The sequence below is a fragment of the Nitratireductor sp. WH36-1 genome, assembly GCF_058725515.1.
Map to the genome: position 1 here is coordinate 1,344,068 of NZ_CM178970.1, position 24,665 is coordinate 1,368,732.

Annotated in this window: 23 protein-coding genes; 12 read left to right on the forward strand and 11 right to left on the reverse strand. The window is 61.7% G+C overall.

Features of this window, described 5'->3' with window-relative positions; translation table 11 throughout:
* Nucleotides 1-106: 106 nt before the first annotated feature.
* Nucleotides 107-1,291 carry a tRNA 2-thiouridine(34) synthase MnmA gene (mnmA, locus tag AC4PTT_RS06355; protein ID WP_206548285.1) on the reverse strand — a complete coding sequence of 395 codons (1,185 nt, stop codon included), beginning with the start codon at nt 1,289-1,291 and terminating at the stop codon, nt 107-109.
* Between the two features lie 287 nt (nt 1,292-1,578).
* On the opposite strand from mnmA, the gene sciP reads away from it, so the two are divergent.
* Nucleotides 1,579-1,854, forward strand: coding sequence for a CtrA inhibitor SciP (gene sciP, locus AC4PTT_RS06360; RefSeq protein ID WP_113155879.1), 276 nt, complete (start codon nt 1,579-1,581; stop codon nt 1,852-1,854).
* 201 nt (nt 1,855-2,055) lie between these two features.
* Here the strand turns inward: sciP and AC4PTT_RS06365 are convergent, their stop codons facing one another.
* A complete protein-coding gene (locus AC4PTT_RS06365) occupies nt 2,056-2,421 on the reverse strand; it encodes a flagellar export protein FliJ (protein ID WP_113155878.1) in 366 nt (121 codons plus the stop codon).
* 442 nt (nt 2,422-2,863) lie between these two features.
* Here AC4PTT_RS06365 and ctrA point away from each other — a divergent pair, with 442 nt between their 5' ends.
* Nucleotides 2,864-3,559: a response regulator transcription factor CtrA gene (ctrA, locus tag AC4PTT_RS06370; RefSeq protein ID WP_113155877.1), complete on the forward strand. Its 696-nt coding sequence runs from the start codon at nt 2,864-2,866 to the stop codon at nt 3,557-3,559.
* 139 nt (nt 3,560-3,698) lie between these two features.
* Here ctrA and AC4PTT_RS06375 read toward each other — a convergent pair whose 3' ends face one another.
* Both AC4PTT_RS06375 and chpT read right to left on the reverse strand, forming a co-directional pair.
* The gene (locus AC4PTT_RS06375; protein WP_492162590.1) at nt 3,699-4,067 is read right to left on the reverse strand and encodes a response regulator; all 369 of its coding nucleotides are present in this window, start codon (nt 4,065-4,067) and stop codon (nt 3,699-3,701) included.
* Nucleotides 4,068-4,170: 103 nt separating this feature from the next.
* Nucleotides 4,171-4,803 carry a histidine phosphotransferase ChpT gene (gene chpT / locus AC4PTT_RS06380; protein WP_113156398.1) on the reverse strand — a complete coding sequence of 211 codons (633 nt, stop codon included), beginning with the start codon at nt 4,801-4,803 and terminating at the stop codon, nt 4,171-4,173.
* Nucleotides 4,804-5,273: 470 nt separating this feature from the next.
* Here chpT and AC4PTT_RS06385 point away from each other — a divergent pair, with 470 nt between their 5' ends.
* Together AC4PTT_RS06385 and AC4PTT_RS06390 are read left to right on the forward strand one after the other, a co-directional pair.
* Entirely contained in the window at nt 5,274-5,864 is a 591-nt protein-coding gene (locus AC4PTT_RS06385; protein WP_113155875.1) for a DUF1134 domain-containing protein, read from the forward strand.
* A gap of 182 nt (nt 5,865-6,046) precedes the next feature.
* Nucleotides 6,047-7,327 (forward strand): hypothetical protein, encoded by a 1,281-nt coding sequence (locus AC4PTT_RS06390; RefSeq protein ID WP_492162328.1) that lies wholly within the window; start codon nt 6,047-6,049, stop codon nt 7,325-7,327.
* 17 nt (nt 7,328-7,344) lie between these two features.
* Here the strand turns inward: AC4PTT_RS06390 and AC4PTT_RS06395 are convergent, their stop codons facing one another.
* The 6 genes from AC4PTT_RS06395 to AC4PTT_RS06420 all read right to left on the reverse strand — a co-directional run bounded on the left by AC4PTT_RS06395 (nt 7,345) and on the right by AC4PTT_RS06420 (nt 13,025).
* Nucleotides 7,345-8,145 carry a TrmH family RNA methyltransferase gene (locus tag AC4PTT_RS06395; RefSeq protein ID WP_206994047.1) on the reverse strand — a complete coding sequence of 267 codons (801 nt, stop codon included), beginning with the start codon at nt 8,143-8,145 and terminating at the stop codon, nt 7,345-7,347.
* On the reverse strand, nt 8,142-8,912 hold the full coding sequence (locus AC4PTT_RS06400) for a HugZ family pyridoxamine 5'-phosphate oxidase (RefSeq protein ID WP_492162329.1): 771 nt from the start codon (nt 8,910-8,912) through the stop codon (nt 8,142-8,144). The genes AC4PTT_RS06395 and AC4PTT_RS06400 overlap by 4 nt, the downstream gene beginning before the upstream one ends.
* A gap of 82 nt (nt 8,913-8,994) precedes the next feature.
* On the reverse strand, nt 8,995-9,756 hold the full coding sequence (locus AC4PTT_RS06405) for a 3-hydroxyacyl-CoA dehydrogenase (RefSeq protein WP_492162330.1): 762 nt from the start codon (nt 9,754-9,756) through the stop codon (nt 8,995-8,997).
* A 135-nt stretch (nt 9,757-9,891) separates the two neighbouring features.
* Entirely contained in the window at nt 9,892-11,079 is a 1,188-nt protein-coding gene (choV, locus tag AC4PTT_RS06410) for a choline ABC transporter ATP-binding protein (RefSeq protein WP_206544067.1), read from the reverse strand.
* Entirely contained in the window at nt 11,076-11,930 is an 855-nt protein-coding gene (gene choW / locus AC4PTT_RS06415; protein WP_492162331.1) for a choline ABC transporter permease subunit, read from the reverse strand. The genes choV and choW overlap by 4 nt, the downstream gene beginning before the upstream one ends.
* A gap of 147 nt (nt 11,931-12,077) precedes the next feature.
* Entirely contained in the window at nt 12,078-13,025 is a 948-nt protein-coding gene (locus AC4PTT_RS06420) for a choline ABC transporter substrate-binding protein (RefSeq protein WP_492162332.1), read from the reverse strand.
* Between the two features lie 228 nt (nt 13,026-13,253).
* On the opposite strand from AC4PTT_RS06420, the gene AC4PTT_RS06425 reads away from it, so the two are divergent.
* Entirely contained in the window at nt 13,254-13,874 is a 621-nt protein-coding gene (locus tag AC4PTT_RS06425) for a thymidine kinase (RefSeq protein ID WP_206554661.1), read from the forward strand.
* 9 nt (nt 13,875-13,883) lie between these two features.
* Here the strand turns inward: AC4PTT_RS06425 and AC4PTT_RS06430 are convergent, their stop codons facing one another.
* Nucleotides 13,884-14,894, reverse strand: coding sequence for a YeiH family protein (locus AC4PTT_RS06430; RefSeq protein ID WP_492162333.1), 1,011 nt, complete (start codon nt 14,892-14,894; stop codon nt 13,884-13,886).
* Nucleotides 14,895-14,995: 101 nt separating this feature from the next.
* Between AC4PTT_RS06430 and AC4PTT_RS06435 the strand changes: the two genes are divergently transcribed.
* The 7 genes from AC4PTT_RS06435 to AC4PTT_RS06465 all read left to right on the forward strand — a co-directional run bounded on the left by AC4PTT_RS06435 (nt 14,996) and on the right by AC4PTT_RS06465 (nt 24,489).
* Nucleotides 14,996-15,928, forward strand: a complete 933-nt coding sequence (locus tag AC4PTT_RS06435; RefSeq protein ID WP_283799475.1) for a LysR family transcriptional regulator — start codon at nt 14,996-14,998, stop codon at nt 15,926-15,928.
* A 20-nt stretch (nt 15,929-15,948) separates the two neighbouring features.
* A complete protein-coding gene (locus AC4PTT_RS06440) occupies nt 15,949-17,037 on the forward strand; it encodes a coiled-coil domain-containing protein (RefSeq protein WP_206544064.1) in 1,089 nt (362 codons plus the stop codon).
* A gap of 64 nt (nt 17,038-17,101) precedes the next feature.
* Nucleotides 17,102-18,250: a hypothetical protein gene (locus AC4PTT_RS06445; RefSeq protein WP_492162334.1), complete on the forward strand. Its 1,149-nt coding sequence runs from the start codon at nt 17,102-17,104 to the stop codon at nt 18,248-18,250.
* An 8-nt stretch (nt 18,251-18,258) separates the two neighbouring features.
* Nucleotides 18,259-20,163, forward strand: a complete 1,905-nt coding sequence (locus tag AC4PTT_RS06450; protein ID WP_492162335.1) for an AAA family ATPase — start codon at nt 18,259-18,261, stop codon at nt 20,161-20,163.
* Entirely contained in the window at nt 20,160-21,443 is a 1,284-nt protein-coding gene (locus AC4PTT_RS06455; protein ID WP_206548274.1) for a DUF6638 family protein, read from the forward strand. The genes AC4PTT_RS06450 and AC4PTT_RS06455 overlap by 4 nt, the downstream gene beginning before the upstream one ends.
* Before the next feature lie 22 nt (nt 21,444-21,465).
* Nucleotides 21,466-22,590, forward strand: a complete 1,125-nt coding sequence (locus tag AC4PTT_RS06460) for a DUF2333 family protein (RefSeq protein WP_206544059.1) — start codon at nt 21,466-21,468, stop codon at nt 22,588-22,590.
* A 210-nt stretch (nt 22,591-22,800) separates the two neighbouring features.
* Nucleotides 22,801-24,489: a formate--tetrahydrofolate ligase gene (locus tag AC4PTT_RS06465; RefSeq protein ID WP_206554699.1), complete on the forward strand. Its 1,689-nt coding sequence runs from the start codon at nt 22,801-22,803 to the stop codon at nt 24,487-24,489.
* Nucleotides 24,490-24,665 lie beyond the last annotated feature (176 nt).

Sequence of the window (24,665 nt, forward strand, 5' to 3'; positions counted from 1 at the left end):
CTTTCAGGCGCGATCGTGATCAATCACGCGCCCGTGCGGGCGCGTGTGCGCTGCTGATTTCAGAAAAATGCAGGCTGGTTTGGCGTGAAGTGCGGCGCAGGGCGCTCTACGCGCCCTGACCAGCCATGGTTGAAAGGCGCGTGAGCTGCGCTTCGGCTTCGGTGCCGCGCTCGGAGCGCTCGATGAAGCCGCCACCATAGACGCGGGCCTCATTGCCGTCGTCGGAGTAGAGCACGCAGGCCTGGCCCGGTGCGACACCGGCTTCGCCTTCCGTCAGTTCGACCCAGGTGACGCCGTCTTCATGGTGAAGCACCGCAGGGCGGGGCGGCCGCGTGGAGCGAACCTTCGCAAACACTTCCATGCCGCCCCTGGGGAGCTCGCCAAGCGGTCCGTCGCCCAGCCAGTTCACCTGGCGCAGGAAAACCTTGTGCGTCTCGAGCGCCTCGCGCGGGCCGACGATGACGCGCGCATTCTCCGCGTCCAGATGCACCACATAGAGCGGCTCGCCGGTCGCGACGCCGATGCCGCGGCGCTGGCCGATCGTGTAATGCATCACGCCGTCATGGCGGCCGAGCCTGCGCCCGTCCAGATGCACGATCTCGCCCGGTGTGGCGGCTTCCGGCTTCAGCTTGCTGATGATGTCGGAATATTTGCCGCGCGGAACAAAGCAGATGTCCTGGCTGTCCTGCTTGGTGGCGACGCTCAGGCCCATCTCTTCGGCGATGGCGCGAACCTCGGGCTTGGAGAGCCCGCCCAGCGGGAAGCGCAGATAGTCGATCTGCTCCTGCGTGGTGGCGAACAGGAAATAGCTCTGGTCGCGCTCGGCATCCACGGGGCGCGTGAGCGCGCGGTGAGCGCCATTGGCGCGGCTGCGGATATAGTGGCCGGTGGCCAGCGCATCCGCGCCGAGTTCGCGGGCGGTTTCCAGCAGATCGGCGAACTTGACGGTCTGGTTGCACGAGACGCAGGGGATCGGTGTTTCACCGGCCACATAGCTCTGCGCAAACGGGTCGATCACGGCCTCGCGGAAGCGCTGCTCGTAATTCAGCACGTAATGCGGAATGCCAAGCGTCTCGGAAACGCGGCGCGCATCGTCGATATCCTGACCCGCGCAGCATGATCCGGGGCGGTGAGCCGCCTCGCCATGATCGTAAAGCTGAAGGGTGACGCCAACCACGTCGTAGCCTTGTTTCGCAAGAATGCCGGCAACAACGGAGGAGTCTACGCCGCCCGACATCGCCACCACGATTCGGCAGTCCTGCGGGCGTCCGGGCAGGTCGAGGCTGTTCATTCGCTAGGTCTTCTTTGTCTTTATCGTGGCCGATTACATGCCAATGCGGCGAATATAGGTCAAGGATCGGGCCACCGCCACCCTGATAGGTTAACGCCCCTTTTGCCTGCAAACCCCAGCTTTTCCAAGGGGTCTGGAGCGTTTCCGGCGCAATTTGAAACAAATCTCAGGCAAATCCCTAACGCGGGATTCATGTCCGTTACCGTATGCTTACCATGTGCTTAGGCAAATTTTAAAGCCGGCGCACTAGCTTGTGAAACGGGTCTTGAGTTCAGGTAGAGAGTACTATGACCGAAATGGTTCGACCACGCGTAAAATATGTCATCGGCCCGGATGGCAGCCCGCTGACTGTTGCGGACTTGCCTCCGAGCAATACGCGCAGGTGGGTTATCCGTCGCAAGGCGGAAGTGGTTGCCGCAGTACGCGGCGGGCTTTTGAGCCTTGAGGAAGCTTGTCAGCGCTATCGTCTGACGGTGGAGGAGTTCCTCTCATGGCAGGCTTCTATCGAGGATCATGGCCTTGCAGGTCTGCGCACGACGCGGATCCAGCAATACAGGCATTGATCGGCTTTCGGAGCGCTTCTCTTCGCTAGAAGGGGTGGGCCGACTTCCAGTCAAAACCGTAAAAAGGGCCGGCGCTCGTCGCCGGCCTTTTTGCGTTCCGGGTTTCAGTCTGTGGATTCCTGAACGCTGAACGCAAAAAAAAACGGCAGGGGATAACCCTGCCGCCTCGTGCAGAATGCGGTGTGGCGTGAGCGTAAAGGTCTAGCCGGTCATCGCACGCGAGGGCGCGGCATCCGGGCGGGTGCGGTTTTCAAGCGCTTCGGCCTTGGCGAGCTCGGCTTCAGCCTCGTTCAGCTCTGCTTCGGCGCTCTTGCGCTGCTCGACCAGTTCAGCCTGGGAGGTGCGCAGATTGTCGCGGCGCAGGCGAGCGGCCTTTGCGAAGGTCGGGTAGGCGAAGTGATTGAGGTCGGTAATGCCCGCCTTCGTTTCCTCGGAGACGATCTGTGCATCCAGTTCCGCCGCCATGCGGTCGAATTCTGCGATCATCGTATCCAGCTGCGCCATCCGGCGCCGCTTCTCATTAACCTGAAACTGCTTCAGACGGACGAGATTTTCACGCGGCTTCATGCTCGTTACTCCCACAATACGCACACACCAGCGCCTCGCGGCGGCTGTCCGTCCCTTTTACGCCGGGTCGGAATACAAATGCTAAACGCACTTAGGAAACAAAATCCTAAGATTTAGCTTTCCCGGTAACCATTCGTTTACGGGCATTGTTAATCATATGGGTGATGGCTTAAGGCGCGGTAAAGATTGTGCGTGAGGAGCCGTAATTTGATTGCGTGGAGAGTCGGTTAGCGTAAATTTCTAATGCAATTTGCGTTGTCCAGGAGCGGAAATTTCACCATTGGAATCAAACCGGTGCCTTCAAAAGCTAAAAGGGGATTCTGGCGCTTGCCAGAACGAATTAGATTTTGTTAACCATTAACTGGCAGCCTCCGATTCAGGCAATCATTGCTTCGGTGCCGGGTGCCTGCCAGGCCGGGTCGGCGGCGAGAAGGGGATAAAGATGCGCGTTCTGCTGATTGAAGACGACAGTGCCACGGCACAGAGCATTGAGTTGATGCTCAAGTCTGAGAGCTTCAATGTCTATACGACGGACCTCGGTGAAGAGGGCGTCGATCTCGGCAAGCTCTATGACTACGATATTATTCTGCTCGACCTTAATCTGCCGGACATGTCCGGTTATGAGGTCCTGCGGACGTTGCGCCTTTCCAAGGTCAAGACGCCTATTCTCATTCTGTCCGGCATGGCCGGCATTGAGGACAAGGTGCGCGGCCTGGGCTTCGGCGCGGACGATTACATGACCAAGCCGTTCCACAAGGACGAGCTGGTTGCGCGTATTCACGCAATTGTGCGTCGCTCCAAGGGGCATGCGCAGTCGGTCATCACCACGGGCGATCTCATCGTCAATCTCGACGCCAAGACGGTCGAGGTTGGTGGTCAGCGCGTTCACCTGACCGGCAAGGAATACCAGATGCTGGAGCTGCTTTCGCTCCGCAAGGGAACGACGCTCACCAAGGAAATGTTCCTGAACCACCTCTATGGTGGCATGGATGAGCCGGAACTGAAGATCATCGACGTGTTCATCTGCAAGCTTCGCAAGAAGCTGGATGCAGCGTCCGGCGGGCAGAACTTCATCGAGACGGTCTGGGGCCGTGGCTATGTGCTGCGTGAACCCGAGGAAGTCCGCGAAAGCGCCTGATCCGCTTCAAATCCCCTTGGAACGCGCAAAACCCGGCCGCGAGGCCGGGTTTTTCTTGTTGCATACTCGTTTCGGAAGTTCCGGGCAGGGGCGTCGCCCGCAGGGCGCCAGAACATGCCTCATCTGCCGGAGAGCGCTCTCAGGCGACCGACTGGAATTCGCGGAACTGCTCCAGAAGCTGGGTGCGGGTGAAGGGCTTGAGCATGTAGCCCTTTGCGCCGGCGCGCTTGGCGCGCATGATCGCGCCCAGATCGAGCTCGGCAAGGCACAGAAGGATGTAGGGCTTGAATTCGGCTGGCAGCGCCATCAGCTGTCTGACCAGTTCGCTGGAAGCCATGTCCGGCAGCGAGCTGTCGACGATGATGATGTCGGCCATGTCGTGTGCAGAAAGATTGATCGCTTCCTGCCCGGTTGCGGCTTCGGTCACCATCATGTCCGCACTCGTCAGAATGCGCTTGGCGACTTTCCGGATCACACTGGAATCGTCAACGATCAGGCAGCGAGCCATTTTCATGTCCTTTCATGCAAAGCCGGTGCCGCTGATTAGACGACAGAAAGAACTATGGCCCGCTGCAGGTAAAGCTGCGGCAAAGAGGTATGGTTAATCTTCTCTATTTCGCCGCAGAGAGAATGATCTCATCCGCCGTGGCGCGAATGTTCACGTTCATGCCGGTCTCTTTGGCCAGAAGCAGCGTGTAATAGAACTGCACGCTGTGGGCGTCGACGGGCTCGTCCGGCTTCGATCCCGAGTGCAGTTCGAGGAACTTCGGCGGGACGCGCAGCATCGGGCCTTCGGCCTTGATCACGAAATGTGCATTGGTGTCGGTGTCTTCCAGATAGACCCGCAGCCTGCCGCCGCGCGGGATCGCCGCATTGGCGACCAGAAGCAGGTTGAGCAGCAGCTTGACCTGGTTCTTGGGCAGAAGGGCGCGCACGCCGTGCCATTCGAGTTCGGGCTTTTCATTGTTGATGAAGGCAGCCGCGACCGTCTGGGCGTCGCCCGTGTCGATTTGCATGCCGGCCGAACCGGCTGCGCCGAAAGCGATGCGGGCGAACTGGAGACGCGCCGATGCGTTGACCGCGCTTGCGCGGATCAGGTTCATCGCGTCTTCGTCAGCGCCGCCTTCATCCAGTAATTCGAGGCCATTGTTGATGGCGCCCACCGGAGAAATGATGTCGTGGCAAACGCGGCTGCACAGAAGAGCTGCCAGATCGGGGGCGCTCAGCGAGAAAAGTTCGGACACGGGCATCTGTCCTCCAGACGTTGTTGCCAATCGGGCCTTTTCCGTCTGCTTTCGCCACGGGGCTGGCCGGTCTCTGCTCCAGAGCATCGGTCCGAAAAGTGGAAACCGGCTTTCGGGCTATTCCGATGCTTCGTTAATGGTTCGGACTGTCCTTTGTGCGCCCGAACGGCCGCACGGCAATCCATTGGTTCTGACTTTGCGCAGGCTCCAGTCCCTGACCGAATCAGATCATGAAACGCACGATTTCTGGTTACACAGGCCCGTTAAAACCGGCAACAGTTTGGCTCTGATCGCAAACAGATCCGGCTTCCGTGGCTGGTTTTTCGGGGTCTGAAGAACCTTTGCCAAGCATCTTTGATGTGAGGTTAACAATTAGAAAAGATTCGGAGCCTAGTTTTAAGCAGTTGTGGCTCTGTGCGGGGCGATGACGGGGCGGTCTCTGACAGCCACTCATTGATGGAGAATGAACAATGCCTGCAAGGCTTTTTGACTGGACGCGGCTCATCCAGGCCGCGTTGATTGTTTGTGCGGTCGGCCTTGGCGCCTTGTCTTTGACGACGAACGCGGCGCGCGCCAACAATACCTACTCGGCAGGAGAGATCGTTGAGGCCGGTCACGGCTTCTTCGGCGCGACGACCGGCGGTCTTGCCGCCGTGGTCGAGCGGATCTTTTCCAATTACGGCCTGCCGAACGGCTATGTTCTCGGCGAAGAAGGGTCTGGCGCTTTCATCGGCGGCCTCACCTATGGCGAGGGCATGCTCTACACCAAGAATGCCGGTGACCATAAGGTCTTCTGGCAGGGGCCTTCCATCGGCTGGGACTATGGCGGCCAGGGATCGCGCGTGATGATCCTGGTCTACAATCTGAACTCGGTGAACGATCTTTACCGTCGTTTCGGCGGCGTTGCGGGCTCGGCCTATCTGGTTGCGGGTCTCGGTTTCAACGCGCTGACCAACGACAATATGGTTCTGGTTCCGATCCGTACCGGTGTCGGCGCGCGTCTGGGCGTCAATCTCGGCTATCTGAAGCTGACCCCGCGTCCGACCTGGAATCCCTTCTGATCCAGACCAGACGTCAGACCATTCGGGAGCGGCGCCGCGCAGATGCGATGCGCCGCTCTTTCCGTCTTTGGGCCGTGCAGGCGCGCCTATCAGCTTGACGTGGACGCCTTTTTGCGTGACCCAAGGAACCGGCTGCAAGCGGCAAATCGCTGTGGCTTTCACGACGACATGGGTTTCATGCGGTGATCAAGACCATATTGCTCCTTCTTCTGGGCTTCTTCATAGCGGGGTTTGTGGCTCTTCTGCTGGCGCCGATCCTCTGGCGTCGTGCTGTGCGTCTCACGACCAAGCGCATTGAAGCCAGCATGCCGCTTTCGGCCAATGAGCTGGAGGCGGAGAAGGACAGGCTGCGCGCAAGCCACGCCATGGCTGCGCGCCGGCTCGAGATGAACATCGAAAATCTCAACCACAAGACGTCCGCGCAACTGGTCGAACTCTCCCGCATGAGTGAAGAGGCGCGCCGCCTTTCCGAAGAGCGGGCTGCCCAGGAGCGGCTGATCGCCCGGCTGAAGGGGGAGGTTGAGCGGCAGGCCAAGGCGCTTGATGAGAAGGCCGAAGCGATTGCCTCGCTGGAAGCAAGGCTCGATGAGACGCTTGCCGAGCTCGAGACGCGCAGTGCGGGGCTGCTTCAGCTCAACGACACCTATGAGGAAGAGCGGCTGCTTGCCAGCAGCCGGCAGATCGAACTCGTTGCACGCGAAACCGAGCTGCGCAAGGTCGAGGGCGATCTGGCCTTGCTTCGCCGGGAACGCAAGGAAGCGATCCGCGAAGCGCGCGACGCAGAGACGGCGCGTGATCAGGCCGAAGCCGGGCTCAAGGTGGCCGAGAAGCGCAACGCCGATCTGCAGAAGAAGCTCGAGGGCCAGATGCGGGTTCTCTACGAGCTTGAGGAAAAGCTGGAGCGCCGCGAGGGTGAAATCGCGCGGCTGCGTCAGGACATTACGAACGCCAGCACGGAAAACCTCTCCACGCAGGCCGCCCGGCGGCTTCGCGAAGCAGAAGAAGAGCGCGACCGGCTCGCGCGTGAACTGGCCGACAAATCGCTGCAGCTTGGAACGGTTCTGAGCGAAGGCGGCGTGCGCAGAAGCGCGCCGGCGCAAGACTTCCGGGCGCAAGGCTTCCCAGCGCAAGACTTTAATGACGAGCGAGAGACATTGCAGACACGCATTTCGCGCCTCATGCAGGAAAACAAGAAACTTCGCGCAGACCTTTCAGCCCAAAAGGCGAAGACCGCTGGCGGCGCGAAGCAGAAGGCTCCAGTCGATACCGCGCGCGCAGACGATGCGCTGCGCGAGCAGATCCACAGCCTCGCAGCCGAGGTTGTGAGCCTCACGGCGGCGCTGGAAGGCACGGACACGCCGATTACCAGGCTGCTTGAAAAGGCGGAGCCCGAAGGCGCCGAGGGTCGCCCGCTCAGCCTTGCCGAGCGGGTGCGTGCGCTGCGCGCGCAGACGAAGGGCTAAATCGCCAAACGCCGCGTTCAGCCGCGCCAGAGCCGGTGCAGCGCGATGGCCGACGCCGCAGCCACATTGAGGCTGTCGAAATCATCCGCCATGGAAATCCGTGCGGTCGGCAGCCGGTCCATCACATCCTGTGAAAGCCCGTGCCCCTCGCTGCCCAGAAGCAGCGCGTGACGCGGCGTGCGCTCCACATCGGCAATGTCGATCCCGCCACGCGGGCTGAGCGCAAGAATGGAGAAGCCACGGCTCTCCAGTGCTCCGGCAAGGGCGTCGGGATCGCTGATCCGCGCGAACGGCACTTTGAGCGTTGCACCGACCGAAACCCGGATGGCCTTGCGATAGAACGGATCGCAGCAATCGTCGGTCAGCAGGATCGCCGCTGCGCCAAATGACGCCGCGTTGCGGAAGATCGAGCCCATATTGTCATGATTGGAGATGCCGGAGAGCGCCACGACCAGCGCCTGCGCCGGCAGCGTGTCGAGCAGTTCGTTGCCGGTCGTCTCCGGTTTCCTGCCAATGGCCAGAATGCCGCGATGGATTTCAAATCCGGCGATCTGGTCCATCACCGCGCCGCTGGCCACATAGACGGGCACGTCTTCCGGGATGTGTTCGATCAGATCGGCGAGGCCGTCGACCCGGTTTTCCCGCAAAAAGACGCTTTCTGCCGAAAAGCGGCTGGTGGAGAAGAGTACGTTCAGCACCACGCGGCCTTCGGCCACGAAACGGCCCTGCCGGCCCACCAGATCGCGCTCGCGAATATCCCGATAGGCCGCAATGCGCGGATCGTCAGCCTCTTCGATGCGGATCAGCGTGCGTTTCATGCGGCCAGCGCGGCGCGCGCTTCCCTGGCCATCTCAACGAGGGCGGGGCGCATCTGTGCGGCGTCGCTCAACGGTTCTGCGAAAAAGACGCGGCGCGTGTCGTCGCCAAGCGCCAGGTCCACGCCGTCGGGGTCGATGCCGGTGAGCTGCCATTTTCCGGCCTGCGCGCGGCCGAAATGCCGGGCATAGTTCTCCACCGCATCGGCATGGTCGCTGTTCATATGCGCGATCGCGCCAGCCTCTGCCGCGGCCAGTCCCGCAAGGGCCGGGCTGTCGCTCAGAAGGTCGCTTCGGGTGAGCCTGTAGGCGCGGGCAAAGCCGCCATTGAGGAGCGCGGTTTCAGGCTCCAGCCGATAGATCGCGAAGTCGGGGAAATCCACATAGAGCTTCGCCTTGGGATGGCGCGCCAGATAGCGGCGCTTGGCAAGCGCTTGGGCATCGCTGTCGCGCTCCAGCCTGTGCGCCGTGGCCTTTACGGTGAGGCGCGGATGGGCAAGGGGATCGCCCTTGCCGGGCTCGCCGATGAGCAGCGAGCAGCGCGGATCGGCTTCAAGCCCCCTTGTATGGGCGGAGAGGCCGGAGACCAGAATGAGCGGTGCGCCATCAAGATCGGTGGCGGTGGCGACGCGCGTTGCAAACGGAGCGCCGTCGTCCGGATCGACCGTGGCGAGAGCGCCAAAACGCGACACCCTTAACAGCGTGCGCCCGAGGCGGATCGCGTCTGCATCGGTTTCAAGGATAACGTCTTTTATCTTTTCGTCGCTCATTGCCGCCTCGTCTGTTTTAATATGCTTCTTTCGCTCAAGAAATAGGCGGCTTCAAGTCCCCGGCGGGGATATCCGGACCTGCCTATCGCGGCGCCATGCGGATTGCGCCATCGAGCCGGATCGTCTCGCCATTCAGCATCTGGTTTTCCACGATGTGGCAGGCGAGCGCCGCATATTCCGACGGTTCGCCAAGACGCGGCGGGAAGGGCACCTGCTGGCCAAGCGAGGCCTGTGCGTCTTCCGGCAGCCCGGCCATCATCGGCGTCTTGAAGATGCCCGGCGCAATGGTGCAGACGCGAATGCCCGAGCGCGACAGATCACGCGCGATCGGCAATGTCATGCCCACCACGCCGCCCTTGGAGGCGGAATAGGCAACCTGGCCGACCTGCCCGTCAAAGGCGGCGACCGAGGCCGTGTTGACGATCACGCCGCGCTCGCCACCGTCGAGCGGTTCCAGCTCCTGCGCCTGTGCGGCAAACAGCCGGATCATGTTGAACGTGCCGAGAAGGTTGATTTCGATCACCCTGCGATAGAGATCGAGCGGGTGCGGACCATCCTTGCCGACGGTCTTCATCGCAATGGCGATGCCGGCGCAATTGACGAGGATGCGTGGGGCCCCGAGCTTTTCGGTCGTGATGCGGAGCGCTTCCTGAACGTCCTCCTCGCTCCTCACGTCACATTTGACGGCGATGCCCTGAAGGTCGGCGGCAACGTCTTCCGCCCGCTCCATGCCGATATCGGCGATGGCCACCCTGGCCCCCTTGGCGGCAAGTGCGCGTGCGGTGGCTCCGCCAAGTCCCGAGCCGCCGCCCGAAACGAGTGCAACAACGCCGGATGGATTCATGAAAAGACCTCCCTTTGATTTTGGGAGGCAGACTAGACCGGTTTACCGATGCTTGGAAACGCCGAACTGGCTCCGGCGCTTTCGCGTGGGATGATACGCCCCGCCCTTCATTCGGGCGAGGCGTTTCAAGCTGCATCAGCGCCGGATGATGGAGCCCAGAACGTCGCGGATGCCGATGGCGCCGACGAAGCGGGAGGCATCGTCGAACAGCGCTACGGGCGCAGTCTGCGACTGCTGCATGGCGCGCATCACTGTTTTCAGTGATGTGCCGGCCGTCGCCCAGAAGACCTTTGGCCTGTCTTCCGGCAGATCCTCGATATTGTCGCAGGAAACCCAGATGGCCGGCTTCTTGTTGCGCTCGGCATCGATGACCAGCATGTTTTCATCGAACTTGAAGCGGGTGGTGCGGCGGCGGTCGAGCCAGAGCCAGCCTTCGCCGGCAGGCTCCAGATCGCGCACATCGCGCATCACGTTCCAAGCGGTCAGCACCGAGAGCGGGTTCACATTGGAGATGAACTCGCGCACATAATCGTTCTCCGGGGCCAGAATGATGTCTTCCGGCGCGCCGGTCTGAACGATCCTGCCGCCTTCCATGATGGAGATGCGGTTGCCGATCTTCAGCGCTTCCTCAAGGTCGTGGCTCACGAACAGAATGGTCTTCTTGAGCCGTTCCTGCAGTTCGATCAGCTCATCCTGAAGCTTGGTGCGGATCAGCGGATCGAGTGCGGAGAACGGCTCATCCATCAGCAGGATGGGCGCTTCCGTCGCGAAGGCGCGGGCAAGGCCCACACGCTGCTGCATGCCGCCCGAAAGCTCATGGGCATATTTGTCGGCCCATTCGGTCAGGTGAACCAGTTCGAGCTGCGCCATGACGCGCTCCTTGCGCTCGGCGGCGGGCACGCCGGCAAGCTCCAGCCCGAAGCCGACATTCTCCGCCACCGTGCGCCACGGCAGGAGTGCGAATTGCTGAAAGACCATCGCCACGCATTCGCGGCGGATCTTGCGCAGTTCGGCCTGCGAGCAGTTGACCACATCGGCCTGCCACTCGCCGTCATGCACGATGACATTGCCGCGCGCCACCGTGTTCAGCCGGTTGACCGCACGCAGAAGCGTGGATTTGCCGGAGCCCGAAAGCCCCATGAGAACGGAGATCTCGCCGCGCTCCACGGTGAGGTCACAGCCCGCGCAGCCAAGCACCGCGCCCGTTTCGGCAAGGATTTCCTCACGGTTCCTGCCCGCATCCACCAGCGGCAGGGCGTCGGCCTTCTGTTTGTCGGTGCCGAACAGGATGTCGACATTCTGGAATTCGACGGCCACGCTCATTTGTCGCTCCTGCGTTCGATCCGCGCGATGCGGTCGAGAATGATCGCCAGCACGACGATGGCGAGACCGGCTTCAAGGCCGAGTGGAATGTTGACCGAGTTGAGCGCGCGCACCACCGGCTTGCCGAGGCCGTCAGCGCCGATCAGGGCGGCAATCACCACCATGGAAAGCGACAGCATGATGCACTGCGTCAGCCCCGCCATGATGGAGGGCAGGGCAGCCGGCAGCTCCACCTTCCACAGAAGCTGGCGCTTGGTTGCGCCAAAGGCCTGGCCCGCTTCGAGCATGGGCTGTGGAACGGAGGTGATGCCCAGATAGGTGAGACGGATCGGTGCGGGTGATGCGAAAATGACCGTCACGATCAGGCCGGGGGCCGCGCCGAGGCCAAACAGGATGAGCACCGGGATCAGGTAAACGAAGGTCGGCAGGGTCTGCATCAGGTCGAGAACCGGGCGCAGGAACTGGTAGACGCGCGCATTGTGTGCGGCCCAGATGCCGACCGGAACGCCGATGGCCATGGACACGGCGGCAGCGGCCACGACGAGCACCAGCGTTTCGACCGTTTCTTCCCAGAGCCCCTGATTGATGATGAAGGCAAGACCGAGCGCCACGGCGAGCGCGAGCTTCCATGAGCGCTGAAGACCATAGGCAAGGGCGGCAATGGCCAGCACCAGCCCGATGGGCGGGATGGCGAGCAGCAGGTCGACCATGCCGTCGAGGATGTCGGCCAGCACCTCTGCCAGCGTGTCGAACAGCCAGGCAAAATTGGTGGTCAGGAAATCGAAAAAGTCACGGCCCCACCGGCCGATGGGAATTTTCCAGTCTGCGATCCATTCTGAAAGAGGGTCCATGAGCCCGGGGAGTTCCTTTCTGCGGATTTCTTCTTCTTGCGTGAGCAGGTGCCGGATGAAGAACCGGCAGTCTCCGTTCCCGGTCGGGAAGGAGGAGAAGCCGGCGCGCAGCTGCCACCTGTGGGGGCTTGCGCGCCGGCTGTCGGACTACATGTCCAGATGCGCCTTCACGGCGTCGAGACCGGCCTCGCCGCCAAAAGTGGTCACACCCTCAAGCCACGGGCCGAGCGCGTCCGGATTGGCTTTCAGCCATTCTGCGGCGGCCTTCTGCGGCTCCTGATTGTCATCGAGGATCTTGCCCATGATCTCGTTCTCCATCTGGAGCGAGAAGACCATGTTCTTCAGAAGCTTGCCGAGGTTCGGGCACTCTTCGGAAAGGCCGGCGCGGGTGTTGGTGTGCACGGTCGCGCCACCGTAATTGGGGCCGAACACGTCGTCGCCGCCTTCAAGATACGCCATTTCCACATTGGCGTTCATCGGGTGCGGTTCCCAGCCGAGGAAGACAATGGGCTTCTTGGAGCCGACGGCGCGGCGGACCTGCGAGAGCATGCCGGCTTCGGAGCTTTCCACAAGCTCGAAATCCTTGAGGCCAAACGTGTCGTTCTCGATCATGTCGAGGATCAGGCGGTTGCCGTCATTGCCGGGCTCGATGCCGTAGATCTCGCCATCCAGCTCGTCTGCGAATTTGGCGATGTCGGCGAAGCTCTTGAGGCCCGCATCATAGGTGTATTTCGGAACGGCCAGCGTGTATTTCGCCCCTTCCAGATTGGTGACCAGCGTTTCCACCGTGCCGTCTTCGCGATAGGGCGCGATGTCGGCTTCCATGGTCGGCATCCAGTTGCCGAGGAACACATCGACGTCGTTGTTCTTGAGCGAAGCATAGGTCACCGGCACCGAAAGCACCTGGGTTTCAGGCTCATAGCCGAGGCCTTCCAGCACCACGGACGCGGTTGCGGTGGTTGCGGTGATGTCGGTCCAGCCGACGTCGGAGAATGTGATGGCCTTGCAGGAATCGGCTTCTGCGGCGAACGCTGCGCCCGAGATCAGGCTTGCGGCGAGCCCGAGTACCAGTGTTTTCTTTCGGCTGGGTAACATGACAGCTCTCCATTTATGATTGTTGTCCGGCAAAGGGCGGGTCTTAAACGGCTTTGCCAATTTATTCAAAGGCAACCACCAATTCGGGGGCGCTGCAAGTGCAAACGAGTGTCTGTTTGCGCCATGCAACGTGCCGTTGGCGACGGTATTCCGGTGGAAGAAAAACAATGCGGCGTTTTCTAAAGAGCGCTGGTGGTGTTTAAGAGCGCGAAAGATACAGGCAGCGCGATGGCAAAGCTCTATTTTCACTATGCGACGATGAACGCCGGCAAGTCGACCATGCTCTTGCAGGCGTCCTACAATTATCGTGAGCGCGGCATGAGCGCGATGTTGTTTGTGGCCGGTCATTATCGCAAGGAAGACGGCGGCTATATCTCTTCACGCATCGGGCTTGAAAGCGATGCCGAGATGTTCCGCGACGGAGACGATCTCTACGCCCGCGTTGCAGAGCATCACGGCCACACGAATGTTCACTGCGTCTTTGTCGATGAAGCGCAGTTCCTCGAGGAAGAGCAGGTCTGGCAGCTTGCCCGCGTCGCCGACAGGCTGGGCATCCCGGTCATGTGCTACGGGCTGAGGACCGATTTCCAGGGCAATCTCTTCACCGGATCGCAGGCGCTTCTGGCGCTGGCGGATGAATTGCGCGAGGTGCGCACGATCTGCCGCTGTGGCCGCAAGGCCACCATGGTGGTGCGGCTGGGGCCGGACGGCAAGGTTGCCAGGAAGGGCGCACAGGTCGCCATCGGCAAGGATGTCTATGTCTCGCTTTGCAGAAAGCACTGGGAAGAAGAGATGGGCCGCTGGAAGGCGGAAGATCTCGTGGGCTTTGCCGGCAGCGCCGCCGAGTAGAGCGCCCCGTCAGGCGACGCCCAGAAACCGGATCAGCGCATAGCTGACAATGCCCAGAACGGTGAGCGACAGAAGCGCTGCGACGATCACCCGGCCGCCGCTTTTCATCACGCTGCGAATATCCACCGTCAGGCCGAGCGCTGCCATGGCTACCACGGTCAGAAGCCCGGATGCCTCGTGCATGGGAGCAAGTGCGGCGGCGGGGATGAGCTCAGCCGAGCGCAGCGCCATCATGGCCAGAAAGCCGATGATGAACCACGGCACCATTTGCAGGAAGGTGAGTTTCGCGCCGGTCTTGCGGCCATGGGCAAGGCCGAGAAGAAAGATGACCGGCCCGAGCATGAGCACGCGCACCAGCTTGACCAGTGTTCCCACCTGAATGCCGATGGCCCCGGCTGGCGCAGCTGCCGCCAGAACCTGCGGCACCGCATAGACGGTGAGACCCGCAAACACGCCGGACTGCACCGGGCTCATGCCGATGGCGACATAGAGGACCGGCAGGAGCAGCACGACAAGAATGCTCAGGAATGCCGTGAAGGAAAGGGACGCCGCGACTTCCGAGGCTTCGGCGCGGATCACGGGTGCTGCTGCGGCGATGGCCGAGTTGCCGCAGATGGAATTGCCGCAGGCAACCAGCGTCGAAAGGCCGGGTGAGAGGCCCAGCGCGCGGCTGATCGCATAGCCCGCAAGGAGCGACAGCGCGACCACGCCGATGATGCCGCCCACCAGTCCGAGACCGGCTTCCCCCAGCGCGCTTATGCTGATCGATGCGCCGAGAAGAACGATCGCCACTTCCAGAACTGCCTTGGCGCAGAAGTCTATGCCGGGCCGGAAGGCGGGGCTTAATCGGGCAAGGGAACTGATGGCCGCGCCGAACAGGATGGCGAGCACAAGCCCTTCAAGCCACGCCTCGCCGAACCACGCCTGTTCCGCCCGTGCGGCCGCCAGCGCCAGCCCCGCGACGAGCACGGAGAGAAGAAGGCCCGGCAAAAGCCGGAGTGGGTGGCGAAGTGCGGACATGAATGCGACCTGATGCAATGACGCATTCTTGGTCGCATGGCGCTTTATCGACTTCTATCGAATAGTTTGCCATATATCGTTCGGGAAAATCGAATGATGCCATGACCTTTGAACAATTGCTGATCTTCGTTGCCGTCGCCGAGCGGGAGCACCTGACCCAGGCAGCCGCCGCCGTGGGGCGCACGCCCTCCGCCGTCAGCGCCTCCATCAAGGCGCTGGAAAGCTATTACGGCGTGGAGCTTTTTCACCGGGTTGGCCGCCGCATCGAGCTGACCCGCGTCGGCAGGGTGTTTCTGGGCGAGGCGCAGACGACGCTTGCGCGTGTGCGTTCGGCGGAAACCATGCTGTCCGAGCTTGGCGGGCTTCGCCGCGGCACGCTCAACGTTCATGCCAGCCAGACCGTTGCGAGCTATTGGCTGCCGCCGGTGCTGATGCGCTTTCACAAGCTCTATCCGGGCATTTCCCTGAAGCTGACCGTCGGCAACACGCGAATGGTGGCCGATGCGATGCTGGAGGGGGTGGCCGAGGTCGGGCTGGTGGAGGGCAGGGTGGACGAACCGGCCCTTTCCGTCCGGCGGGTGGACCGCGACGTGATGGCGATTGTCGTTGCGCCAGACCATGTCTGGGCGTCGGGCGCCGCCCTGCAACCTGCCGATCTCGTGACGGGGGCGGCGTGGATCATGCGCGAGGAGGGATCTGGCACGCGCACGGCGTTTGAAAGCACGCTCGTGGAGATGGGCATCGACCCGGCCGCGCTCGATCTGGTGATGGATTTTCCTTCCAATGAGGCGGTTCTCTCGGCCGTGCGCGAAGGCGGGTGCGCGGCTGCCGTTTCCATGGCCGCTGCCGGGCCGCTGGTGGAGCGCGGCCTGCTGAAACTGGCCAATATCGACCTTGGCGCGCGTGATTTCAGCCTGTTGCGCCACAGGGAAAGACGCCAGAGCGGGGCTGCCACGGCGCTGGAGGAATTGTGTGTTGAGGCCGGCAACGTCTTTCAATCGTCAATCGACACACATATATTTCCGCAACCCTGACATTTGCGGAGCGCACCAGCATGGCCACCTTGCAGAATTTCGACACCGAGATCGCCAAGACCCGCGAGGTGGTGGATGACATGCGCTCAAGGATCGAGCAGTCGGGAACCGTTCTCGACAAGCTTGCGCGCACCGACGAAAAAATCGGTCAGGCCGATTTCGACATCGAGAACGCCCGCATTCAGGATGTGCTTTCGCAGCAGAAGGTGATGGAAGCCAACATTGCCGACCTGATCATCGGGCTCGAGGACGCCACCAATGTCTTCGGCTCCGAGTTCGAGAGCATGAAGAGCTATACGGGGTGGGAAAACTTCATCGGCATCTTCTCCAAGCAGAAGAAGCAGCGCATGCGCACCGAGCGCGTCCGCAACATGTCGCTGTCGGGCAATCTGCAGGAACTGCTTGCCAAGTCCGACACGATCACCGGCATTCTGCAGGATCAGAAGCAGGTGCTTCAGGACCGCTACAAGACGTCCGAGACAAGTCTTGGGCAGGTGATCGAGCGCCGCAAATCCACGATGACCAATCTGGAAACGACGCAGAAGCGCATCGAGGAGCTGAACCCGATGCTGCTCGACATCGAGAACCGCATTGCCGCTTCCACGAACCAGAAGGATCGTACGGAGCTTGAGGGCGAGCGCTCGAAGCTTGCCACCGAGTACAATGAGGCGCAGGCGAAAGAGCAGGAACTGCTCGCCGAGAGCCAGACGCTCGAGCGCTACACCTCCATGTTCCAGACCTTCGTGGATTCGCTCAACAATCAGATCGCCGCCCAGTCGACGCTGATCAACAAGCTGACCATCGACACCGAGCAGCGCATCGTTCTCTACAAGGCGCTGGAAGATTCGCTGAAGACCGCCGCCCAGCAGGATGTGGCTCACCGCATCAACACGCTTGGGTCGCAGGTCGACAACACGGCCGAGGAGACGATGGCCGGCATCGGCGCAGCCGCGCAGCGCCACATTGGCGATCTGCTCGAACTGCACGAGAAGAACATGGTCACCACCGCCGACATTCAGCGCCGCAAGAAGCTCGCCGACGATGCCTTCGCCCGCCGCTTCGAAGACGTCATGAAGAAGCACGACGCTGCCAATTACGTCCGCCCCTGATGATGCCGGCAGTGCCTGATGCGCCGGCGCGGCGCGTGCGTTACCGGTTCTGGAGTTTCACAGCATGAACGCGGCCAATGAAGCAGCGGAGCGCTATTTCGGGGCGATTGCCGCGGCGCTCGAAGGGCTTGGCGTCTATTTCGGCGACCGCACGGCTTCGCCGTTCCAGTCGCACGGCCTCGTGGCGGAAGTGGTCGCGCCCTATATCGGCCGGCTGGAGCGCTCCTTCGACTGCTGGCGCAACCGGCTCGGTTTCATGGAAAAGTTCCGCATCCAGCGGGCCGAAAGCGGATATCCGGTGTTTCAGAGCGTTCTGGAACTGGAGAACGACCGGCGGCAGGCGGAGAAGCGGCTGGCCGGCATTTCCGGGCCGGATGAGTTGCGCGCCGAGATGGTCGATTTCATCCTGCGTCACCGCGCGTTCCCGGCGGATCTCCAGCAGTCCATGGCCGAGCGCCTCTATCTGGAGGAGGTGAAGGAGGGAAAGATATTCTCGCCCTTCATTTTGCCGGAAACCGTGCGCGTTTCGGTGAATCCGAAGACAAAACGGCCCTATTATCTGGTGCATTGGGGCGCTTTTGACGGAAATTCAAGCCTGCCCATGGTCTACATGGCGGCGGTCGAGGATTCCTCGCCCGGCATGCTCAAGGCGCTGGTTTCCGACGAGGGAAAGCTCAGGGAGGACGTCGATATCGGGTTTCCGGTCGGCGGCCTTCTCAACCCGGAGCTTGCGCACCAGTTCGACGATTTTGCGGAAAAGAACTCCGCCTATTCCCTGTCGCCGGCCACCATTGCCGGAAATCTCGACAAGGATTTCGACCATCTCCACCCCAAGCAGTTGCGCCGGGTGGTGCTGGGACCGTTCTACACGGCCGGCATCACGGAGAACAATTCCACCGTGTCTGACGTGCTGGGCAAGGTGCGCCGGCGTGAAAATGCTTGGCTTCTCACCTGGACGGTGCAGGAGGTCTATTCCAAGACCGAGCGCCCGGCCCGCAAGGGGCTGTGGTCCAGCCAGCCGGCGCGTGAGGAGTTCTTCATCGATACCGACGATCTGGACGCTGCCCGCATGGGCGTGAGCGCCTATGAGCAGCACGCGCTAGTGCCGCACGAGGCCTATCAGGCGCTCTATGCCGCAGGCGAAGCACAGAAGATTTTCGATGGCTACGACGTGCACGTCATTTCAGGCGGGCGGGTCATCACCGACGTATAGGACATTCCATGGACACCGGCCTGACGACCATCGACGAGAAAGACATTGAGAAGCACCGGGCGACGGCGCAGAGCCTTGTGACGCGCTTCGTGGTGCTTCAGGCCGATGGTGGCGGCTCCGGCACCGGGCTTGCCGGCACCGGGCGGCGTTTCGTGTCGACCGTTTCCACCGGCGCGCTGCGCAGGACGCGTGAGGTGGAGCTGGCGAAAACCATCGCCGCCATCCGTCAGGGCGATCCGATGCTCTCCATTGCGCAGCACACGCTCCTTTTCCGCGCCCGGCGCGGGGCGGCAGTGGCGCTTGCGGTGGCCGACGTCTTTGCGCGGTCAACCGAGCTTGAAAGCCTTCAGGAGCGCAACGCCCGCAGCCCGCTTGAGGGCGATGCGGCGCAGACCTATCACGCGCTTTTGCAGGCTTCGGCCTATGTCGCGGCCTTCACGCTCTCCTCCTATCTCCTGCAGATGCTCGACGCCGACAGCGAGCCGGTAAATGACACGGATGAGCCGGACTTTCAGTTCGACACGCCGCAGGATGCGCTGAAGAGCGTTCTTGCCGCGCTTGATGGGGCGATCACGGGTGCTGCCGACGACACGGCGATGACGGCGCGCGCCCGCGCGCTTGCCCGCGTCGCAATCGAGGGGCTGTTGCAGCGGCGCAGCCGTTTCACCGGTCTCGGTGCGTTTGAAGACACGCATATGCGGCTCGAGGCCGACGATTTCACGCTGGACGGGTTCGACATTGCGCCGGGAAGCCGGCGCAAGCCGCTTGTCATGACGTTCAAGAAGCCCAACGAGATCATCGGCAACCACATCGCCAAATATCAGGCCATGAAGCTCGCCAAGATGCTGATGGCCTATGATTTCGACCGCCAGCTCAACCCCTTCGTGGAACTGGGGGGCTTTCTTTTCACCTTCATCGGCGATGGCGCACCGGGCACCGGCAAGACCATCCTCATCCAGATGACCGCCGGGCTGTTGAACGATTACTGCCAGGTGGCGGGTGTGCCGTTCCACTACGAGAATTTCGGCGTCGACCAGATTTCCTCCTATCAGGGCAAGTCGGGCCAGAACTGCAAGCAGTTCGTGGAAAATGTGCTGAGCCCGCGCGCCATCGGCTTCGGCACCATTGACGACATCGACCAGGTGGCGGCCAAGCGCTCCGACGACCGGGCGTCTGCCGGTCAACAGGAGGTGACGGGCGTTCTGATGGAGAGTTTTGCGGGCGCGGGCACCGTGGTGCGCGGCAACTGCTCCTTTGGCATGTTCTCCAACTATCCGGAGAATGTGGACGACGCGTTGCGGCAGCGCGCCGGCGCGCGCTGGCTTGTCGACGGGCCGCAGACTTTTGAGGATTATGTCGACATCTTCGTGCTTCTGGCCGGCAAGAACCATTCGATCCCGCTTGGCGAGCACGCGCTTTACGCCACGCAGGAGATCAAGCGCGCGGTCGAGACTGCCTATGAGGCACATTCCAGACCGCAGGAAGACGGGCTTGCGAAGGTCTATGAGCGCTTCCTGAACGATCGCGGCGAGCCGAAGACGCTGACGGATATTGGCGCTTACCTGCATGAGATCAAGCTGGCGGAGCCGCGCTTCACCGGCCGCGCCATCAAGAACATCACCGACGCCATCAAGATGCGCGCCATGGATATCGAGCTTCCCGACGAATGGTTCGAGACGCCGGACGCGTTCATGCGCCGGGGCTATGACGAGAAGAAAGCGATGATCGCCGAGCTGCGCCGGCCATTCACGATGGACATGGTGATGCAGGAGATCAATCGCTACGCGGATTCGGAATTCCGCTACTCGGACCGCTCCGACGATGCCGCCGTTTCGAGCATCGTCCGCGACCAGCGCCTGCGCGAACGCGCGCTGCGCGAGATCGAGGAAATGAAGGCGAGGGGTGTGTGGTGAACCTCCTGCGCGACAACGACCTAATCTTTGGCCGCCTGCTCAGGATCGAAGAGCCGCATCTGATTGCGCGTTACAACAAGGCGCTGGACGCCTTTGGTGTGCCGCAGACGAAGCTTGCTTCCTTCGAGATCGATCGCACCGGCTTCTCGCCGCAGATCGCCGAGGAACTGGAGGATATCCAGTATCTCGATCCCAATGGCGTCAATCGGCGCTTCATCATTCTGACACCGGCGCAGATCGAATTGCCGGTGGTTCACACGGCCTTCTCCAACACCTCGCAGCTCGTCTACGAGTTCATGATGGCCAATGCGCGCGCCATCAACGCCATCACGATCAAGGATGTGGTCTATGGCGAGATCGAGGAGCAGGTGAACCAGGTGCGCGACATAGAGGATCTGCTCTCCATCGTGCAGGTGGAGTTCAAGGTTCTCTCGGCGGAGGACCTGCTCGGCAAGGCGGCGGAACTGGGGCGGCTGGCCGACCGGGTGAAGCACGAGCCGGATGCCTGGCGTGACGATGCGCTGCTCAACCGCATGGTGGCGCTTGCACGCGAGACCGGTGACATTCGCGAAAACAGCCTCGTGCCGGAACAGGTGGTGTTTCGCCATGACGCATACTGGACCAGCCATTTCGGCGGCGTCTACATCTTCATTGACCGCGACACGACAACGGTGATCGCCGATCCGGCAACGCCGGGCTTTCGCCGCTCGCGGCCATGGCAGGTGAGCTATCTGTCGAAGGACGACCCGGCGCGCATCTTCCGCTTTCTGGCGGAGACGGGCCGCATTCAGCTGCCGCGCGCCTCGTGGATCGAACGGTCGAACTATCTTGCCCATCGCGGCGAGATGGTGCTGCTTGATCTGGTGCGCCGAGAAGACCCGGATACGGATTTTGCGCGCGTCGACCCGGTCTGGCTGCAGACCTGGACACACCGCAATGCCGGGCTGGTGGCGGGCGAGGGGAGCATTCCCTTCCTCAATGCCGCCGTGCGTGAGATCAGCCAGACGGGCAGGCTCAAGATCGAGGAAATCCCGCCGCGCCTGCGCTTTCTCGTTACGCGGGCCGATCCTGAACATCCGGATGCATGGCTCACCAACAGGTTGATTTCCGACTTCGTGCCGTCCGATTTCATCGCCCGCTATGTGTTCAACAAGCAGGGTTTCTACAAGGATTACGAGCGCTATTCCGACGCCTGGCGCGAATATGTTGTGGCGCAGCTCAAAACCGCTTATCTCAGGGATAAACCGGCGCTGAGAAAGCGCCTCTATGGCCTGGATTAAAAACGCCTGAGGGAGGCGCTTCGTGCTCGATCCGATCGTTGAATTTTTCACCCGTGTGTTTCACTGGATCGGTCGGGGCATCGGGCTCGTGATCGCCTGGATCCTGTGGCCGTTCATGGCGGTCGGGCGCTGGTACACGCGCCGCGGCTGGATCGTGCGCGGCTCGGTCGGCCTCGTTGTTCTCGTGATCGTGGGCTTCTACGGATACTTCTTCTGGCAGACGCAGGTCTGGACCGGCTTCAATCCGGACTATGTGGAAGAGTACAAGCTGGAAGAGCGCAGCGTTTCCGCCGGCGAGCAGACCGCGGCCACACAGGGCGGCGAGACGCGTACCTGCGGACGCTCGGCCATTGTCGACGTGACGGCGGATCTGACCGATTTCAACGTCAATGAGAATGCATGGATTTCCTCCATGCTGCTCTACAAGCTCGGCTTTTTCTTCGCGCTCGACTGGGATGACACGCCCTTCTTCGACAACAAGGCGTCGTTCCAGCGCGGTATCAACCAGGCGGCCCGCCGCAGCGCCATCGAACTGGTGGATGCGCTTGGGCGTGTGCGCGGCACGTCGCAGATCGACCGTGATCTGCAGAATGCGCGCGGTGCGCTGACCTTCGATGAGGAAACCTGGTATTTCGGCCTGAGCCCGTTTGGTCCCAAGACGCCGACGCCCAGCTTCTATCGGTCCGCCATCCGCGACCTGCGCAAGTTCAACGACCGGCTTGAAAGCTGCGAGGCGGTTTTTGACGCCCGCGCCGACAATCTGATCCAGTTTCTCGACCGCATCGCCAGCGATCTGGGGTCGACCTCGGACCTGCTGCGCCAGCGTTCGGAGAACTACAATTCGGGCTGGTTCGACACGCGTGCGGATGACCGCTTCTGGTTCGCCTATGGCCAGCTCTATGCCTATTACGGCCTCCTGACGGCAGCGGGCGCGGACTTCGAGGACGTTATCAAGCAGCGTTCGCTCGGCTCGCTGTGGGATACGACGGAAGAGCAGTTCCGCGCGGCGCTCAACGTGCAGCCCTTCATCATTTCCAATGGGCGTGAGGATGGGTGGATCATGCCCACGCATCTGGCCACGATGGGCTTCTACATCCTGCGGGTGCGCTCCAACCTGGTTGAACTGCGCCTCGTTCTCGACCGCTAATCCGGTTCGCCACTGTGTGGCAGGCGCGGCTTTTCGCGCGCCTGTCGTTTCACCACCACCATCGAATGCAGCCTGTCGCATTTCACGCATTGTGCGCCTCTTTTGCGACGGTGGACGTTTTCAATTCGCGGCTTTATGCCAATCGGCAAACGTTGCGGACCATCGGGAGAGGGAATCATCGTCATGGCCGAAATCAAATCCGGGGCCGAAATGAAATCCGGCGCCGAAGTGAAATCCGACATCGAAATCGCCCGGGCGGCGAAGAAAAAGCCGATCCAGGAGATCGGTGCGCGGCTGGACATTCCCTCCGAGCATCTTCTGCCCTACGGCCATGACAAGGCGAAGGTTTCGGCCGAGTTCATTGCAGAGACCCGCAACAACACGGATGGCAAGCTGATCCTTGTCACGGCGATCAATCCGACGCCGGCTGGCGAAGGCAAGACCACGACGACGGTGGGACTTGGCGATGGACTGAACCGCATCGGCAAGAAAGCGGCCATCTGCATTCGCGAAGCCTCGCTCGGCCCCTGCTTCGGCGTGAAGGGCGGGGCCGCCGGCGGCGGCTATGCCCAGGTGGTGCCGATGGAGGACATGAACCTTCATTTCACCGGTGATTTTCACGCCATCACCTCGGCTCACAACCTGCTCTCGGCGCTGATCGACAACCACATCTACTGGGGCAATGCCGAAGAGATCGACACGCGCCGTGTGACCTGGCGGCGTGTGATGGACATGAACGACCGGGCGCTGCGTGAGATCGTCTGCTCGCTGGGCGGCGTGGCAAACGGCTTTCCGCGCGAGGCGGGCTTCGACATCACCGTGGCCTCCGAGGTCATGGCCATTCTGTGCCTTGCGACCGATCTGAAAGATCTGGAAAAGCGTCTGGGTGACATCATCGTCGGCTACCGCCGCGACAAGAGCCCGGTCTTTGCGCGCGACATCAAGGCCGATGGCGCGATGACGGTGCTGTTAAAGGACGCGCTGCAGCCCAATCTGGTGCAGACGCTGGAGAATAATCCCGCCTTCGTTCATGGCGGCCCCTTCGCCAACATTGCCCATGGCTGCAACTCGGTAATGGCGACCACGACGGCGCTCAAGATCGCCGACTATGTGGTCACCGAGGCCGGGTTTGGCGCGGATCTGGGTGCGGAGAAGTTCTTCGATATCAAGTGCCGCAAGGCGGGCCTTAAGCCGGCTGCTGCCGTCATCGTTGCGACCGTGCGGGCGCTCAAGATGAATGGCGGTGTGAAGAAGGAAGATCTGGGCGCGGAGAATGTCGAGGCGGTGAAGGCCGGTTGCGCCAATCTCGGACGCCATATCGAGAATGTGAAGCAGTTCGGCGTGCCGGCCATTGTCGCCATCAACCATTTCCACACCGATACGGATGCCGAGATCGAGGCGGTGAAGGCCTATGTGGCCGAGCAGGGCGAAGAGGCCATTCTGTGCCGGCACTGGGCGGAAGGCTCCGCCGGCATCGAGGAGCTGGCGCACAAGGTGGTGGCGCTGGCCGAGAGCGGCGTCTCGCAGTTTGCCCCGCTTTATGCCGACGAGATGTCGCTGTTCGAGAAGATCGAAACGGTGGTGAAGCGCATCTATCGCGGGTCCGAGGCGGTTGCCGACAAATCCGTGCGCAACCAGCTCAAGCAGTGGGAGGAGCAGGGCTATGGCCATCTTCCCGTATGCATGGCGAAAACGCAGTATTCCTTTTCCACCGATCCAAATCTGCGTGGCGCGCCCACGGGGCATGTGGTGCCGATCCGCGAGGTGCGGCTTTCCGCCGGCGCCGGTTTCGTGGTGGCGATCTGCGGTGAGATCATGACCATGCCGGGCCTGCCCAAAGTGCCGTCATCCGAGCATATTTTCCTCAACGATGACGGGCAGATCGAAGGACTTTCCTGATAAGTTGAGTCGGAAAGCAGGAGGCGGGCCGCAAGCCCGCCTTTTTGTTGGCCGGTACTGGCGTGGTGCTTTTCGCCGGTCGGGCGCGAGCGGCGGGCTGTGTTGGTGGTTCTCGGGGGGCGCAGGCTGGTGCGCGCTGGCCCGGCTCATCGCAGGGAGATGCCGGATTGTCCGCT